At 35.4% G+C, this 17,370-nt stretch carries 17 protein-coding genes; 4 read left to right on the top strand and 13 right to left on the bottom strand.

Annotated elements, in window-relative coordinates:
• The 8 genes from KVT27_RS04980 to KVT27_RS04945 all read right to left on the bottom strand — a co-directional run.
• The coding region (locus KVT27_RS04980; protein WP_254636047.1) for a hypothetical protein at positions 1-685 on the bottom strand (685 nt) is incomplete at its 3' end.
• Between the two features lie 287 nt (positions 686-972).
• Positions 973-2,058: an EAL domain-containing protein gene (locus KVT27_RS04975; protein ID WP_208704448.1), complete on the bottom strand. Its 1,086-nt coding sequence runs from the start codon at positions 2,056-2,058 to the stop codon at positions 973-975.
• A 250-nt stretch (positions 2,059-2,308) separates the two neighbouring features.
• On the bottom strand, positions 2,309-4,045 hold the full coding sequence (locus KVT27_RS04970; protein WP_217580856.1) for a methyl-accepting chemotaxis protein: 1,737 nt from the start codon (positions 4,043-4,045) through the stop codon (positions 2,309-2,311).
• A 96-nt stretch (positions 4,046-4,141) separates the two neighbouring features.
• Positions 4,142-5,584: a sensor histidine kinase gene (locus KVT27_RS04965; protein ID WP_208704450.1), complete on the bottom strand. Its 1,443-nt coding sequence runs from the start codon at positions 5,582-5,584 to the stop codon at positions 4,142-4,144.
• A complete protein-coding gene (locus KVT27_RS04960; RefSeq protein ID WP_008176378.1) occupies positions 5,577-6,239 on the bottom strand; it encodes a response regulator transcription factor in 663 nt (220 codons plus the stop codon). Before KVT27_RS04960 ends, KVT27_RS04965 begins: the two co-directional genes overlap by 8 nt.
• 227 nt (positions 6,240-6,466) lie before the next feature.
• Entirely contained in the window at positions 6,467-6,778 is a 312-nt protein-coding gene (locus KVT27_RS04955; RefSeq protein ID WP_036146570.1) for a hypothetical protein, read from the bottom strand.
• 32 nt (positions 6,779-6,810) lie between these two features.
• The gene (locus KVT27_RS04950; protein WP_036146571.1) at positions 6,811-7,494 is read right to left on the bottom strand and encodes an ABC transporter ATP-binding protein; all 684 of its coding nucleotides are present in this window, start codon (positions 7,492-7,494) and stop codon (positions 6,811-6,813) included.
• A 12-nt stretch (positions 7,495-7,506) separates the two neighbouring features.
• Entirely contained in the window at positions 7,507-8,922 is a 1,416-nt protein-coding gene (locus KVT27_RS04945) for an ABC transporter permease (RefSeq protein ID WP_217580854.1), read from the bottom strand.
• Positions 8,923-9,442: 520 nt separating this feature from the next.
• On the opposite strand from KVT27_RS04945, the gene KVT27_RS04940 reads away from it, so the two are divergent.
• A complete protein-coding gene (locus tag KVT27_RS04940) occupies positions 9,443-10,435 on the top strand; it encodes an ETX/MTX2 family pore-forming toxin (protein WP_036146575.1) in 993 nt (330 codons plus the stop codon).
• Between the two features lie 139 nt (positions 10,436-10,574).
• On the opposite strand, the gene KVT27_RS04935 is transcribed toward KVT27_RS04940, so the two are convergent.
• Positions 10,575-11,849 (bottom strand): cation:dicarboxylate symporter family transporter, encoded by a 1,275-nt coding sequence (locus KVT27_RS04935; RefSeq protein WP_217580852.1) that lies wholly within the window; start codon positions 11,847-11,849, stop codon positions 10,575-10,577.
• A gap of 345 nt (positions 11,850-12,194) precedes the next feature.
• Between KVT27_RS04935 and KVT27_RS04930 the strand changes: the two genes are divergently transcribed.
• From KVT27_RS04930 to KVT27_RS04920, 3 genes are read left to right on the top strand one after another with little or no spacing between them, the layout of a single operon-like run.
• The gene (locus KVT27_RS04930; RefSeq protein ID WP_036147754.1) at positions 12,195-12,845 is read left to right on the top strand and encodes a DUF1232 domain-containing protein; all 651 of its coding nucleotides are present in this window, start codon (positions 12,195-12,197) and stop codon (positions 12,843-12,845) included.
• Positions 12,846-12,861: 16 nt separating this feature from the next.
• Entirely contained in the window at positions 12,862-13,827 is a 966-nt protein-coding gene (locus tag KVT27_RS04925) for an LCP family protein (RefSeq protein WP_208704452.1), read from the top strand.
• Between the two features lie 7 nt (positions 13,828-13,834).
• Entirely contained in the window at positions 13,835-14,389 is a 555-nt protein-coding gene (locus KVT27_RS04920) for a phosphatase PAP2 family protein (protein WP_036124895.1), read from the top strand.
• Between the two features lie 80 nt (positions 14,390-14,469).
• On the opposite strand, the gene KVT27_RS04915 is transcribed toward KVT27_RS04920, so the two are convergent.
• Genes KVT27_RS04915 through KVT27_RS04900 form a run of 4 tightly spaced genes read right to left on the bottom strand, consistent with a single transcriptional unit; the run spans position 14,470 to position 17,370 of the window.
• Positions 14,470-15,213 (bottom strand): 5-oxoprolinase subunit PxpA, encoded by a 744-nt coding sequence (locus tag KVT27_RS04915; RefSeq protein WP_200886544.1) that lies wholly within the window; start codon positions 15,211-15,213, stop codon positions 14,470-14,472.
• Positions 15,210-16,073, bottom strand: coding sequence for a 5-oxoprolinase subunit C family protein (locus KVT27_RS04910; protein WP_208704453.1), 864 nt, complete (start codon positions 16,071-16,073; stop codon positions 15,210-15,212). Before KVT27_RS04910 ends, KVT27_RS04915 begins: the two co-directional genes overlap by 4 nt.
• A 3-nt stretch (positions 16,074-16,076) precedes the next feature.
• Positions 16,077-16,772 (bottom strand): 5-oxoprolinase subunit PxpB, encoded by a 696-nt coding sequence (gene pxpB / locus KVT27_RS04905; protein WP_036124890.1) that lies wholly within the window; start codon positions 16,770-16,772, stop codon positions 16,077-16,079.
• Positions 16,756-17,370 carry a pyroglutamyl-peptidase I gene (locus KVT27_RS04900; RefSeq protein WP_208704454.1) on the bottom strand — a complete coding sequence of 205 codons (615 nt, stop codon included), beginning with the start codon at positions 17,368-17,370 and terminating at the stop codon, positions 16,756-16,758. Before KVT27_RS04900 ends, pxpB begins: the two co-directional genes overlap by 17 nt.

Here is a 17,370-nt window from a genome sequence, read left to right as displayed (position 1 = left end):
CATCAAGTTGCTTCATCGCTTCTTCTTTCGTTAGCGTACCCGCTTCTACTTGATCAAAAATGGCTTGTACCTTTTCTTTTGAGATTTCATTAGCGTTCGATGGGTTACTTGCAGGACCATTCACTTTATTTTTATCTCCCTTAATACCTAGCGCAGCATCAAGTTGCTTCATAGAATCTTTTTTTGTTAGTGTACCCGCCTCTACTTGATCAAAAATGGCCTGCACCTTTTCTTTTGAAATTTCATTAGCGTTCGATGGTTTACTTGTAGCTTTCTTATCTCCATCCAGCCCTAGCGCAGCATCAAGTTGCTTCACCGCTTCTTCTTTCGTTAGTGTACCCGCCTCTACTTGATCAAAAATGGCTTGCACCTTTTCTTTTGCAATTTCATTAGCGTTCGATGGTTTACTTGTAGCTTTTTTATCTCCATCCAGCCCTAGCGCAGCATCAAGTTGCTTCACCGCTTTTTCTTTCGTTAGTGTACCCGCTTCTGCTTGATTAAAAATGGCCTGCACCTTTTCTTTTGAAATTTCATCAAAGTTCGTTGGTTTACTTACTTGACCTACCACATATTCACTTCTCTCACTCACTTGAATTGGTGCCTCGGCTGCAAATGCAGACCCCATCGTGGATAGTGCGAATACTGCACCTAAAGTAGTAGCAGCTAATCTCTTTTTCTTTTTCATGTTTTTATTCTCCTTTTAAAATGTATTTTGTCTTACAGGTTTTATAATAGAGGCATTATCTGTAGTTCATATGGTAATAGGGTGGAGAATTTCTAGAGATTTCCTGGAGATTATCTGAAGTTCCCTTCTTTCTTATTGATCACTTTCACCTCAACTAATAGAAAAGGTTTTATATAGCAAAAAACGCAATCCTCTAAAAGGGAATTGCGTTTTTATGATGTCGTTTATTTTTCCGAAAATCCCCTTCAGTCTACAGGGTATACGTTTGTTGTCATCCTATACTTAGTCTAGCAATTGTCATTCATAAATTTCGTCAATTCATTTATTGTTAGTGGTCTTGATATGTAATAGCCTTGTATTGAATCGTATTGGGCTTCAGATAAGGTATTAAGCTGCTCAACATTGTCTACACCTTCTATTATTACTTCTAAATCTAAGGCTTTGATAATATTTGTCAGCAGCTCCATTACCTTTTTATTTGATTTCCCACTAATAAACAACCTATCTAATTTCACTCCATCGAGGGGCAGTAAGGACATATATTGAAAGTTCAAGTTTCCAGAACCAGAACCGAAACCATCAATAAATATAATATGACCTCGATCACGGATAATTTTTAGATTTTCACTAGCTTCTATCCCCATTATAATTTCCTCCGATATTTCAAAAGCAATTCGATTATTGTTAATAATACCAATCTCATCTAGATGTTCGATTAACCAAGTAATATCTTTGATTAATGACGCTGATAAATTAATAGAAACATACACGATTTCATTATATCTACTCAATAAATCAACAGCTTTTTTGATAATATTCTTAGTTAATTCTATTAAACTTACTATATTTAAAATTGGAATACATATACCCGGAGAGATAGAACCCATCTCTTCCCCCCGCCATCTACTTAGTGCTTCAAAGGATAATTGCCTATTATGGTGTAATATCGGTTGGAAGACGATTTCAAACTCTTCAGTTACTAAACTTTTCTGTGAACTACACTCTTTTCGTTCATCGCTATTTGTGTTTTGCAAATAGACTTGTCTAACGTAATTTAACGCAGGAAATTTTCTATCTTGGACATATAGAAAATGTATCTTTAAATATTCAATATTTGATAGTTCTTGACTAATTAAACGAGCTTGGGACTGAGCATGGCAGACTAATAGAAATTCCTTATCAAATACTCTATACCATTCCACTTTTGGTTGATACAAAGTTAGCTTTCTCCTAACCACATCTATACATTTAGAAAGATCCAAATCATGCCAACTGATAATCGTAATGTATACTAATGTGAAAGATTTTTTATGTTCAATACTTTCTAATACAGATTTTCGATTTGATTCAAATAATGTCATACCGGTCTCCATCCTAATTCCTCCAATAGGGTCGTTTCAACCTCCATCTTTTATCAAAAAATTACTATTAAATTATTTTATAAAGTTAATCTGTAGTCCGTATGAATGCCGTGTGAAGTTTATGTGGAATATCAGTGGATACCATTTTGAACGCTATTAAAAATAGCTAACAAATTTACGTGTTCATAAATTTGCTAGCTCAATATTCTTTTTACCATAAGAATATATCTCTACTTTTATAAACCTTACCAAATAAAATGATTCATCCGTTGGTTTTAAAGTTTGATACTAGATTTTGAAGCTCCTGAGACATCTCTGCTAAAGAACGAGAAGCAAATGTCATCTCAATCATAGTAGCAGACTGTTCTTCCGCTGCTGCAACAACCTGCTGTGTGTATCTCGATGACTGATCGGTAACATCTTTGGTTTTCAGTATTTCATTTACTAAAATCTCTGTATTAGCATTAATTTCTTGAATTTCAGTAGAGACAGATGAAAGTTTATTGTTAATCATGTCTACATCAGCTGCTATTTCATCAAATGTTTTCCCAGCGTTTGCAACATAACGTATACCCGTTTCAACTACACTTTTTCCTTCATTGACAATTTGTACTGTATTTTGTGTATGAAGTTGTATTTCACCTATTAGAGTAGAAATATTATTAGCTGCATTTCCCGATTCCTCTGCTAGTTTTCTAACTTCATCAGCTACAACAGCAAAACCTTTACCTTGCTCCCCTGCGCGCGCCGCTTCAATCGCTGCATTTAAAGCAAGTAAATTTGTTTGTGCTGCAATGCTAGTAATGACATTAATAATTTCACCAATCTCTTGTGATTTGCTTTCTAGCAATAGCATGGCTTCATTTGTCATTATGTTCTGTTTATTAATTTGATTCATTTGTACAACGGACTGTGTAATCACTTCATTTCCAGAAAGAGAGACTTTAGAGGTTTCAATGGATAGGTCATTTAATTCTTTAATATTTTCCGTAATTGCTGTAAGACTCGATGATATCTCTGTAACGGAATGATTCGCTTCTTTCATTCCAAGCAGTTGCTTTTCTTGTCCTGTAGAAATTTGCTGAATAGCCTTCGTAATTTCATCTGAAGCCGTGCTTGTCTGTTCACTACTCGCAGTAAGTTGTTCAGATGTAGCCGCAACATGTTCAGCTGAGTTCGAAACGGTTTCAATCATTCCTCTTAAATTTGTAGTCATCGTATTTATTCCTGTTGCTAAAATACCTAACTCATCCTTATTTTTAATGTTTAAATACGTAAAGGTTAAATGTTGATTGGCGATCTTTTCAACTCTGTCAGTAACCATTTGAACTGGAATGGCTAAATGTCTGGCAAATAAAAATATAACGATTACACCTAATAAAATACTGATGCCAAGAGTAATGATAATCGTATATTGAATTAAATGAATGCCATGATTAAATGATGCCATGAAGCTACTAGCACTTACCACCCAACCCCAGTTCGGATCTAATGCAGAGTAGGCTATTTTATCCTCTTCTGCATCAGGGCCGTTGGGCATTGCTCTAGCGTAATATGTAAAACCCCCGCCATTTTGTGCTGCTTTAATCATATTTTGTACCATATAAACCCCATGACTATCAGCGCTTTCCCACGCATTTTCTCCTTCTGAGAATGGATGAGCGATCCTATCTCCATCCGCTCCGTAAATGGCAAAATAGCCGTCCTCACCTAAATCAACATTTGTCGTTATTTCACGGGTACCATCACTTTGTAAATCACCAATTAAATTTTGTTTTACTCTTTCTTGGGCTTCTTCTAAGGTTATTTCACCAATTTGAACGGCATAGTTCATTGAATCAATTAATTGAAGTGCCATTTCTACATTATTTTTTAGCATCCTCTCGCCCAAATCATTCAAGTGCTTGTTAGCAGAATTATAACTGCTAACGCCTATAATTAAACCTGGAATTAATAATAGGCTCAATGAAATAATAATTAACTTTGTTCTTATCTTCATTTTCAGTCGATCTCCTATCTAATATAAGACTCAATAAATCGAATTACTTTATTGAGTCATCTGTGTATGCTTCTGAGACGCCAATCTTCGTACCATTTATTTAATTTGAGGAAATGTAACTAAAAATCGAATGCCATTTTCAACATTATTAAAAGAATAATTTATAGAGAGTGATATAAATATTTGCTTGACGATATATAAGCCTAATCCACTCCCACCAGTGTTCCTATTTCTTGATTTTTCGAGTCTATAAAAAGGCTGAAATAATTGTTGTAGTTCCTCTGCTTTAATGTGTACACCGGTATTAATGACTTGGATTTGAATTTGATTTTCTTTGGAATCCTCCGTCAATTCTAAATAGACTGTTTCTCCTTGTGGTGAATACATAATTGCATTATGGATAATATTTTTAAATGCTTTTTCTAGTAAATCATTATCTGAAAATACGTAAAGATTCGGGGGAATTTTATTTATAACAGTAATCTCCTTTTGAGATGCAAAAAAAACGAGGTCTTTCGTTATCGTCTCAATTAAATTTGAGAGATTTGTTTCTTTCATTTGGATTTTAAATATATTTTGTTCTAGTTTGGACATACTCAAAATCTCACGGACAAGTTGTTCCATGCCCTCTATAATTTTATGGTTTTTTTCTAAATAGAAGTCACGATTTTCATAAGGTCCGATATTATAAATCATCCCTTCTATATACCCTTTCATTACAGTGAGTGGCGTTTTTAACTCATGTGCAACTGTTGCAAAAAATTCCCTCCGTTTTGTTTCGATTTTTCTTTCTCTTTCAATATCACCCTTTAATTGTTCATTAGCTATTCGTAAATCATCCATTGTTTTTTGCAAATTATTCGACATCTCATTTAAGCTATTAGATAGCTCCTCCAACTCATCATTAGAACGAACTACTATATTTTCAGAAAAATCAAGATTCGCCATCTTTTGTGCACGTTCATTTATATAAAGGAGTGGTTTTGTAATGAACCTTGAATATAAATAGGCACTGCCCAAACCAATACAAACAACAATGATACTTATATAAGGCAGAAAACGTACTAAAACCTGTGAGGCCTCATCGATGGGTTGAAATGTCGCGAATACAGTAACCATTAAATTACGTTCATTCAGAAATTGTATGGGCAAGGAATGATTAAAGGCATTAACAGTTTCTTCATTTTGTGATGTTTTTCCGGTAATAATGGATGATTGCGTATTTCCTTGAAAATTAAAAGAAGGCGAATAAATAATATTTCCGTTCTTTTCTTGTAGGTAAATGATTGCATTATTTTCTTTGGAGTACTCATCCAATAGCTCTTTCGCTTCTCTTACTGTTAAACTCTTAGATTTATCAATTATTTCTGCTATGCCGGATTGGAGCTGATTTGTTTTATATTGCTCGTAGAATGTTGGAAGGAAGAAGTATAAAGTTAAATAAATTAAGACCGCAAACGATAGCAATATAAGTGAAGTAATCATAAAGAGCTTATAGGTTATTTTTTTCATCTTCATGAAGTTTACAATCCTATTCATCGATTTTGTATCCGATACCCTTTACTGTTTTAATATAGGGTAAATTTAATTTTTTTCTTAAGTTTTTTATATGAGTATCAATCATCCGTGTTTCTCCCGAATAATCGTAGCCCCAAACTTTTTCTACTATGATCTCTCTAGTGAGCACTTTTTTTTCATTATGGAGTAGTAGTTGTAAAATTTCGAATTCTTTTGTAGTTAAAGGTATTTCCTCCTTATTTACATAAGCTTTATACCCGTCACAGTCGACATTCAGTTCATTAAAATTTAAATGATTTCCCCAATTTTTATGATTGCTTCTTCTAAGAACCGCTTGTACTCGTCTGATCAGCACATGAAATGAAAACGGCTTAGTAATATAATCATCAATGCCAAGATCAAAGCCTTTCATTTGATCTTGTTCTTCTTCTAACGCAGTTAAAAATATAATGGGTATATTAGATTGATTGCGTAGCATTTTGGCCACTTCAAATCCATTGAGATTCGGCATCATAACATCAAGGAGAATTAAATCAAATGATTGTGTATTTAATCTTTTTATTCCCTCTACTCCATCAGATGCTACCTCAATCGTATAATTTTGTGTCATCAAAAACTGCTTAATTAATTCTTGAATTTCTAAATCGTCTTCTACTACTAAAATATTATAGTTCATTAAGATATCCCCCCTAGTTAGCCATTATAACCACGCAATCTGTAGTTTATGTGAAGATACCTACATTATTTCCTAAAAAATTTTATATGAATCCTACGATCAAAGTCATACATCCATATCATAAGAACAACATAACCTTCAGGTACAAAAACCCCCAAAGATTCATAGGTTAAATTTACAAATCTTTGGAGGTTTTATGCTATTTTTACGATAATTATAAAAGAAAATTAATATGGAGATGTAGAACCTTGTATACTTTCTTCTGAATGAGGTGTGGATGGATCCCACTGCTCAGGCATTTGTCCACCAGGTTTAGATGTAAACTCCTCCCATTGTTCTGGTGTCAGTTCACCTCTCGGATTTGGAGATTCCCAATCCCCCTGAGCCGGATTCTTTTCATCTAAATACGAATTATAATCCTGATACATATTGCTTTCATTGTCACCTAAGTCACCATTGGAGGCCACTAAGTTAGTAAGCATTCCAATAGCTATACCTATAGAGACTAAGCCTAATGAGGTTACTATTTTTGTCCACATTTATACCACTCCCATTCTTCGATTAGCTAAGTTTACTTATTCAGATTTTCACAAACTAAATTGCGTTTTTTAAGGTAAATAATCTTATCAGATTGTTTGGCTACTTCTTGTGAATGTGTCACAACAATAATACATTTATTTTCTTGATGGGCTAATTCCTGAAATAGTTGAACGATTTCAGCCGAGGTTTTCTCATCTAAATTACCCGTCGGCTCATCCGCAATTAATAAATCTACATTACTAGATAATGCTCGAGCAATAGCTACACGTTGTTGTTGACCACCACTAAGCTGTAAGACCTTTCTTTTTGCTTCTATTTCGGTCAAACCTACCATTTCTAATAATTCGAGAGCTCTTTTCTTTTTATCTTTTACTTTAACCCCTGTAATTTCCATAGCTGTTACTACATTTTGAAGGGCCGTCATGTACGTTATTAGATTATAGGACTGGAAAATAACCGAAACAAATTTATTTCTATATTTATCCAAACCAATTTTCCTTATATCTTTCCCCTTATAGAGCACATGTCCTTCTTTCGGGTTATCTAAGCCACTTGCCAAACTAAGTGCTGTAGTCTTTCCTGAGCCTGAAGGACCTAAAACGCTATAGAAACAGCCTTTCTCGAACGTAAAATTCACATTCTCCAGTAAAGTATTCTTCCTGTTATTGCTTACATAATAATAATATAGGTTTTTAAATTGTAATATTGTGTCCATGCGGGACTCCTCCTACTCATCTTTTAATAGTATTTCTTTTGGATTTAAGCGAAGAATGGATAGTGCTGGAAGAAGCGTCGATAATATAGCAATTAACAGTCCTAATCCACCTAACTTCAACACATCTTGTGAAGTTATACTTACATCAATATCATCGATAGGCTCCACATCATTATCTTGCTTATTCATCGTGCCAAATGAGAATCCTAAATTATTAGATTCTTGTTGATTCTCTTGAGAGGCAATAATCTCTTGCTGTAATAAACTATCTCCCATTTTTTGAGACACTGTTTCACCTGTAATTGTAGCAATACCAAATGCTAGTATGGCTATACATAATACTTCGACTAATAGTTGTCCAATTAATTTTCTCTTTTTCTCACCGATTGCTAAGAGTATGCCTAATTCTTTACGTCGCTCTTTTATGGTTAACATAATAATAAGAGCTAAAATAATTGATCCTGTAATGGATACTAAATAGACCATCCATTTTGAAGTAGCAGCAATATTTTCAATAGGACCAACCATTTTCTGATATAAAGCATCATGTGCATCTAACTTGAACAAATCAAAATCGATATTGCTTTTCTTTGCGTCGGTTTTGAAATCTGCTATATTTTCTGGATCATTTAAGTAGTAAATAGCTTCATTAATGACAGCATTTTTTTCATTGCTTTCTTTCGTCGAGTCATAATTTGTGTATAGTTTGTTAGATGGATGCATCATAGCTGGTAAATTTTCCTCGAAGTCAGTTATACCAGAATTTTTATATACCCCTATTATTTCCAACTCTACTTCAGTCGTCCCTTCCATTGATTGGACCTTTATCATATCGCCAACTTGAAGCTCGTTTTGTTCTGCTAATCGTTTTTCAACTAGCACTACTTTCCTATTCTCATCCTCAGGTGTAATTGAACGACCTTCCATTATTTCATGTGTTCCATCCGTAAATTCTTGCAATAATTCAGAACTTCTCACACCTTGAAGAAACGTATTAGGCATTTTCATATTTCCAGAGACACTACTACCAACTGCACCGCTTACCCCATCATCACCTTCAGCATCGTTAATCGGCGTGTAATCATCTGCTACAACCATGTCACTTTTAAGATAGTTATAATCTATTACATATGGTGATTTAGCTAACTGATCTGCATCATCTGCAAAAAGCTCAGGGTGTTGTATTTTTCCGTTTGGATTTTCTTGTCGCTGCTTTGCCACGTTTTCCATAAGCTTTTCTTCATCCATTCGAAGACTTACGTCTACACCTAATGTTTGTCTAGCATGGTCATTCGCCTTCTGTGACACATTTTGTATGGCGAAACCAGCTAATACTAAATTGGAAACTACTAAAAATACTGTAAATAATATAATCGATTTCCCTTTCCTTGCCTTCACACTTAAAAATGCACGTTTGATAAAATTCATTTCCTTACCTCCTTGGTAGTTCCAATATATTTGACCTATCTGGAGTTAATATGGAGTGCGTGAAAACTTTATCTAGAGAATGAAGGGGGTTTATGTGAGTCATTTACTAAATTCTCAAACATGAGCTGCTAAAAACGAAGTAACGTACACAGTTCTACTGTTAAGTCAAAGGAGGTCAACATGAATTTTCTCTTTAATAAATAGATAGTCAAGAAAATCTTCATCTAAACTCCAGATAAAATACACATTATATACAGATACTTCCTATAAATTATTATTGTAAGTCAAAAATTGGATATTAAGGAGGTTAATGACTATGAGGATTTAAGAAATTAGTTTTTCACTTTCTTTCGAGATCGGTTTCTATTGATTGCCAACCTTGAACCTATCAGAAGTAGTGAACTGATGAACATGAAGAAATATGTAAAGCGAGGATGCAAGCCATTATTAACAAAGCAAATGTTGAAACACTTAAAGAGAAATAAGAAGTCATACCAATCTAAAACAATGGGGGCATAATATGAAGAAATTTAAAAATACGGTTCTAACAATGGTTGCGGTTACTTCTATAGGAACTACGTTTGTATTAACATCACCAATTACTGCAAGTGCTGCACAAAACACCGTGGAAAATATCACCGCCAATGAAAGAATTCAAACTAAAAGTGAATTAGAAGACGCAAAGATTCCAATTGAAAACTTAGTTAATCATTTTGTGAAAAATTTAAATAAATATTACCCTGAAAAGGTGCAAGGTACGTATCGAGAAGAAAAAGATCCAAAAATAATTTACAATCACCTTACATTCAACCAATTTTCAGTTCAAGCTGATGGCTCACCTGTCATTACAAATTCAGAAAATGTATATGTCGGAAGAGAGACTTTGACAAATAACACGGCTACTGAACAAACGTTAACCACGCAAAGTTTTTCTAAAACTATTTCGCATACTGTTACTAGCTCGACTACACATGGATTTAAATTTGGAACAAAAGCAACTGCTAAATTTAATATACCTTTTGTTGGTGAAACGGGAATAGAATTATCAGCTGAATACGATTTCTCTAATACAGATAGTCTTGAAAATAGCGAATCCTATACTTATATTGTGAGTCCGCAAAATATTCGAGTTCCTGCCTATTCTTCTGTTGAAGTCATTGTAGTATTGAATACAGCTAAAATGAATGGGAATGTAAAACTTTTAGCCAATGCGTCAGGCACTATTACGGCTAGTCCATTCTATACTTTCCCCCAATATCCGAATATAGATTTTTACGCCTATATTGAAAATATGAAATTGAATGAAATTGCAGGGGTTGTTTCCCAAGAGCATTTAAAACATATTTCTGTTAATTCAGATGGGGAAACAATTAATGTAATTGGATCTGGTCAATATGAAGCGAAATATGGAACTTCCTCCTCCGTCACAGTAAATCCGGTAAACGTAAAAAGGAATGCAGCAGATGAGGGCTACACATATAACATAATTCCAACAATTGAAAGAGAGAATTAAGTTTAATCTTATAAAGTCTATAGTCCATACTAATCTAGTAGACTGAAAAAACACCTTTACGTTGATTGAATATGGTTAAAACCATTTATCAACGAAAGGTGTTTTCTATGTTAACTTACACTAAATATTGTAATAAGGTTTAGGCTAAATTTTTATTATCCTTAAAGTAATTTTTCATTTTCACTGTATCAAAACGGCCTTCCCATTTCGCCATTACTAATGACGCTAATGAGTTACCAATTACGTTAACAACTGTACGTCCCATATCAAGAATACGGTCAATACCAGCGATAAATGCTAGACCTTCTAACGGAATGCCGACAGTACCTAAAGTGGCTAGAAGTACTACGAAAGATACCCCTGGAACCCCTGCAATCCCTTTCGATGTAACCATCAATACAAGCATTAACGTAATTTGTTCACCAATGCTTAGGTGAATACCGTACATTTGCGCAATAAATAATGCTGCAATCGCTTGGTATAGCGTTGAGCCGTCTAAGTTAAAGGAGTAACCGGTTGGAATAACAAAGGATACAATATCCTTCGGAGCCCCTAATTTCTCCATTTTTAACATAATACGTGGTAATACAGCTTCAGAACTTGCTGTTGAGAATGCTAAAATGAGCTCATCTTTCAGTACTTTAATTAAAAATAATATATTGACACCTACGAATTTTGCAACAAGTGCAAGAATAACAAATATAAAGAATAGCATTGTAGCGTAAACAAGGATAGCCAGCTTAGCTAAAGGTATTAAAGAGGCAAATCCATATTTGGAAACGGTTACACCAATTAAACCAAATACCCCAAGTGGCGCAAATTTCATCACAAGGTTAGTTACCCAGAACATCGCATCTGCAACCCCTTGGAAGAAGTCTAAAACTGGTTTGCCTCGATCACCAATGGCCGCAACACCTAAACCAAAAATAACAGCAAAGAATATGATCGCAAGCATATCGCCTTCACCCATTGACTGAATGATATTGGTCGGTACAATGCCTACAATAATATCAAACGGTCCTTCATGCTGTACTTCTTCTGTAGTTGACACGTATTTCGAAATATCTCCTTGAGATAGCTCGTTCATGTTTAAACCTGCGCCAGGCTGGAAAATATTAGCGGAAAGTAATCCAACTACGATAGCTACTGTTGTAATAATTTCAAAATAAATAATGGATTTCCCGCCTAATCGTCCAAGCTGTTTCATGTCTCCAGTACCAGCAACACCTACGATTAACGTCGAAATTATAATCGGCACAACAATCATCTTAATTAAATGCAGGAAAATATCCCCTAATGGTTGTAAGTAGGTTTCAATTTTGGGGTTGCCATAAAAAATACCACCAACAATAATCCCTAAAATCAAACCGATTAATATTTGACTGGCTAAACTAATTTTAAATTTCTTTTTCAATCCTTCGTACCTCCTCATATTATTTTTTAGGGCTTGCCTAATAATAAGAGATACTTATAGAATCCGACAAAATCCGATGAAAAAAACTTTTGTTTTTTAGAAAAGTCTGAATATAAAGCTTTTTCGCTTCTTACAATTAAGTGCATTCTACATTTATTTATCAAGCAATCACCGCAATTTGAAAACATTCCAAACGCTAATAAGCCTACAACTAATCAAATGCAAGTATGCTACCGTTATTACTTCTATTTGGCAGCATTATCATCGCCGAGTGTTGACATTTTGTCAACATCATTATACACTTCTCTTCAACAGTTATTTTTAATACGGAAGGGAGAATCGAATATGACAGAAATGAAAGAAAATACGACTCTAGGTTTATTGTTGAAAGATCTATTGAAAGAACGTTCATTATCTATGCGAAAGTTTAGTGAACTAACAGGAATCGATACGGCTACGATTTCACGGATTATTAATCATAAACGAAAAGCTACCCCTCAACATGTAGAAAAATTCGCTGAATGTCTTGGTGTTCCTTTTATTCAGCTATTTGAAGCAGCGGGATATCCTATGGAACAAAAACAAGAAGAGTCACAATCAGATATTCATACCTCTGTTGATGCTATACAAAACTTTCTTAAGGCATCAAATGTATACGACAACCAGTTTTCAGTGCAGGATGTTGAAAAAAAATTAGATGATTATGGGCTATTTTCTCAAACGGAGGAAGGCAAACATACCATTCATACGAATTTTAATGAAAAGATTCAAAAAGTAGGTAGTGTTGGTCCATTTATAAATAAGTTAAAAGAGTTATATGAAAAATTTACAACAGATAAAGGTACACTATTTGAATTAACAATAATCGGCAGTACATTACTATATTTTATTATTCCTGTAGATGTAATTCCGGATTATGTATTTCCTATTGGATATTTGGATGATGCAATAGCTGTACAACTTACCGGAAAATCTTTGTTGAAAAATAACGGATAGGTGGATTCATTAATTTATGGAAAGTAGTAAAACAAGCCGTAAATGGCTAAAAAATTCATGTGTCATATTCGCATCGATGATTATAATAGGGGTTGTTTATTGGTTTTATCAGTACAATAGTGGGTTGGCCATGGCAGAAGACGACAGTAAAAATGAAGCTGAGGCTGAAGAAACTTTTGAGCCCTTCCAAGGTGCAGACCTACAATTTGGTGAGATTAATGTCCTTTTGATAGGTAGTGATACTAGAGGCGATGAAGGTAGATCGGATGCCTTAATGATTGGACACTACAATCAAACGACGAATCAAGTAAAAATCGTTTCCATTATGAGAGATACGTATGTTGACATCCCAGATTACGGAAAGAATAAAATAAACGCTGCATTTGCTTTTGGAGGTCCAGAGCTTGTTAGGAAGACAATTAAGCAAAACTTTGATATTGATGTAAATTACTATGCAATCGTTGATTTTGAAGGATTCCCTAAAATTGTTGATCTTCTTGCACCCAATGGGATTGATGTGGACATCCCTTATGAAATGTCATATGGCATTGGCATGACATTATTTCCTGGAGAACAAACTTTACATGGTGATCAGTTATTAGCTTATGTACGATTCCGTCACGATCGTTTAAGTGATTTCGGACGAGTGGAACGCCAGCAGGAAATTATGACAAAGGTTAATGATCAAATTAGCTTTCAAAGCTTCATGAATTTACCAAAAATATTAGGTGTTGCAGAGGCATACATCGATACGAATGTTGACAAAAAAACAATACTTGCAATTGGAAAAGGTTTAATGAATGGACACTCTAATGGGGTAGATACTTTACGGATTCCTGTTGCCAGTTCTTTTGAAAACAAACATGTAAATGTGGGCGCAGTTCTAGATATTGATTTAGAAAAAAATAAACATGAATTAGAAAAGTTTTTATCCTCCGAGGAGGATGTGCAAGTGTCTAAACTAGAAGGAGTTTCCTCTTAAAGAAAAGATGACGATAGATTATCAGCTTTTTAAATTACTTAACCAGTTAGCAGGACAAAACCCGATTTTTGATCAACTTGTCCTCTTATTTTCAAAATATGGCCCTATCCTATTTGGATTAATATTGGTATGGCTATGGTTTTCAAACGCTCAAAATCAGCATGAAAATAGAAAAATAGTCTTATACGCCGTATCGATTGCTATTCTTACACTTGGTATCGATAAACTAATAGAGATGGTGTATTTTCGACCACGTCCATTCGTCAATCATAGCGTCATATTATTACTTGAAAAATCAAATCTAGACCCATCATTTCCAAGTAATCATGCGGCAGGTGCATTTGCCTTAGCATTTGCTTTGTTTTGGAAACGAAGAAAAATTGGAGCTGTCCTCATCTTGATGGCCTGCTTCATGGCGTTTTCGAGAATTTTTATCGGTGTACACTACCCTCTAGATGTGTTAGCAGGTGCTTGCATTGGATTAGGGGTAACTTACATAGTGATGTGGCTAATTGGTCTTATGGAAGACACCAAGAAACACAGAAAAATGTATGTAAAATAAGAATGCTCTTCCAATCAAAAAAGTTCGCCCTTTATGCGAACTTTTTTGTGTTACAAACCGTTATGCTGAAGCCATCTACTTTATTGTTGATGTAGTTGCCTCCTAAGAGCAGCAATCTTTTTAGCAAAGTCCAAGGCATGTGGACCATCTCCATGAATACATAAGGTGTGCGCCGCTACTTTTACTTTTTGAGACTCTATAGACAATACTTCATTTGCCGTTAAAATACCTTTGACATGCTCTAGCATTTCTTCTTCAGTTTGTATTAAGGCATTCGGTTCCTGTCTGCTCACTAATGTGCCATTAGAGTGATAACGGCGATCAGAAAAAACCTCCTCATATACTTGAAGACCCTTATCTTTTGCGATTTCTGCCATTTGGCTACCCGCTAAACAATATAAAATAAGCTGAGGATGGAGATCATATACCGCATGAACAATGGCTGAAGCTTTCTCCCTATCATTTGCACTTTGATTATACAGTGCTCCGTGTGGCTTGACATGATGTACTGTCCCTTTTTCGATATGGACATACGCTTGCAGTGCCCCTACCTGATAGACAATCATATCGTAAATTTCTGCTGGGCTAAACGCCATATCCCTTCGTCCGAATCCTTCACGATCAGGATACCCAGGGTGTGCACCAATAAGAACATTTTTGCGAATTGCATTTCGAACTGTTTGGTGCATAATAGAATGATCACCCGCATGGTAGCCACATGCAATATTGATTGATGTCACATAATCTAGTATCTCTTCATCTCTTCCCGTCAAAAATGCTTCATAGCTTTCTCCTAGATCACAATTAATATCCATTCGTCTCACATTTCCTCCAGTGCAAAATGTAATGTGCTAAACATACGCATTTGGGCTACTTTATGTAAATCATCTTCATGTACAGTGGCCATAATAGGGTAGCCGCCTACTGTTTGAGCATCGGCCATTAAGATGATGGGATTCCCATTTTGAGGCACTTGGATTGAGCCAAACTGTGTCCCTTCAGATAGAATTTCCTTCATTTCTTTTAGCTGTAAAACAGGGCCTTTTAAATAATAGCCCATTCGATTACCACCGCTAAACTGGAAAGGATTTTGCAAAAATTGTTGCTGACTCTCTCCCGTAAATAAATGAAAATGAGGACCCTTAAAAATTCTAACAGTAATCGTATTGTCAAAAGTCGGACGATACGGAGCATAAAGACCTCTATTATATTTTAACGGCGAGGCTATTTGTCCATATAAAATACTTCCTTTTGCATGGACCGTACCTAGATTCCCCTGAGAGAGGTATGAAGTACTGCCAAGCTGCAATGTTGAAATAAACCCTCCCAGCGGTGTCAAGTAAATGATAGAGCCTTGACTCACACTCTTAATCGTTAACTTATCACCCTTTGTTAAGTGGAATGTTTTCCACATTTCAATGGCTGCATCATTGATCATGCATACCCCATGACCGCCGGTTAAAACATAGACCCCATCAGCCATTGCCTCAAATTCAAAACCACCCATGAACATTTCGAAAGAAGTTTGGTTATGATGATTTTGTAAAATCAGCTGAGCCGCTTGAAATGAAACATAATCCATTGGTCCAGATAACGGAATACCAAATGCCCGATAGCCAAACCTTCCCTTATCTTGTAAGCTACCATAAACCCCTTGTTTTGTTATGAGCAGAAGTGGCTTCAATCGCTACACTCCCTTGCTTTTCATTTCCCAATATTGTTGCTTAGTTATTTCATAAAACTGAACTTCATCACCAAGTTCAAATAGAAATGGCTCTTTACCATTGATATTAAAAAGCTCAAATGGCGTCTTTCCGATAATATTCCAGCCACCAGGTGAATCGACAGGATAGATTCCTGTTTGTCCACCACCAACCCCAACAGAGCTTGCAGACACCGATGCTCTCGGCTTCTCTAAGCGAGGTACAAATAATTTAGAATCAAGTTCTCCAAGGTATGGAAAACCTGGCAAAAAGCCAATTAAATAAACATAATAGCTTTTGGACAGGTGTATCATTTTTATGTCCTCAAATGATAGGCCCGTATAGTCCATCACTCGTCGCCTATCTAAGGCAAATTCTTCATCATAGCAAACTGGGATTTTTAATAGTCTATTCGTTCTGTCATCAATGGCTGTGGATGCTTGATTGTCCAGCCATTGCCTTCTTAAAAGGTCTACATCTATTCGTTGTTTCACATAAGCTGTAACTGTATGATAGCTTGCAACGCACTCGACAAGATGATGTCGTAGTTGTTTCTTCAGAAATCGATTAAATGCTTGTACTGCATAAAAGTTTGGGTGGGATATTTCTTCCTTAAAGGAAAAGCGAATCGTATTCTTGCTAATCCACATTGAATGAGGAAATTCAATGATTACCTGCACGTATTGTCTCCTCAATGCAAAGCTTCACAGCAGCGATTAAATCACGAATATGCCAGCCTGGGATTTTGCCATGTTGAATGGCTAATTCAAAGGAAGCAGGTATATGAATAAAGCCAGCACGTACCCCTTCATGTTGTTGCGCATACACAAGCCCCTCATACATAATGTTATTACATAAGTAAGTACCTGCTGTATTAGAGATTTCAGCCGGATAGCCCTCTGCTTGTAAGCGATTAACCATTTGGCGAATTGGTAAATTCGTCAGATAAGCATCTGCCCCCTCCTCTTGAATGCTCTCATCAACAGGTGTGTAGCCGTTATTATCGGGCTCCCCATCTTTCACATTAATAGCTATTCGCTCAGGAGTTAGTTTATAACGACCTCCAGCGAGCCCTAAAGAAATAATGATTTGCGGTTCTATTTCCTCTATATATTGCTTTAGCTGCTCGGCAGATTGTTGAAAATCTACAGATAAAATTCTTCCTATAATATGATAGTCTTCTATTTTTTCACCATTTAAGTTTTCTACAATTTGCATAGTTGGATTAAGCTTATAATCAAGAAATGGCTCAAACCCCGTTAATAATATGTTTGTCAT

This window comes from Lysinibacillus sp. GbtcB16 (genome assembly GCF_019091145.1).
Classification (GTDB): domain Bacteria; phylum Bacillota; class Bacilli; order Bacillales_A; family Planococcaceae; genus Lysinibacillus; species Lysinibacillus fusiformis.
This window is presented reverse-complemented; position numbering and strand designations above follow the sequence as displayed.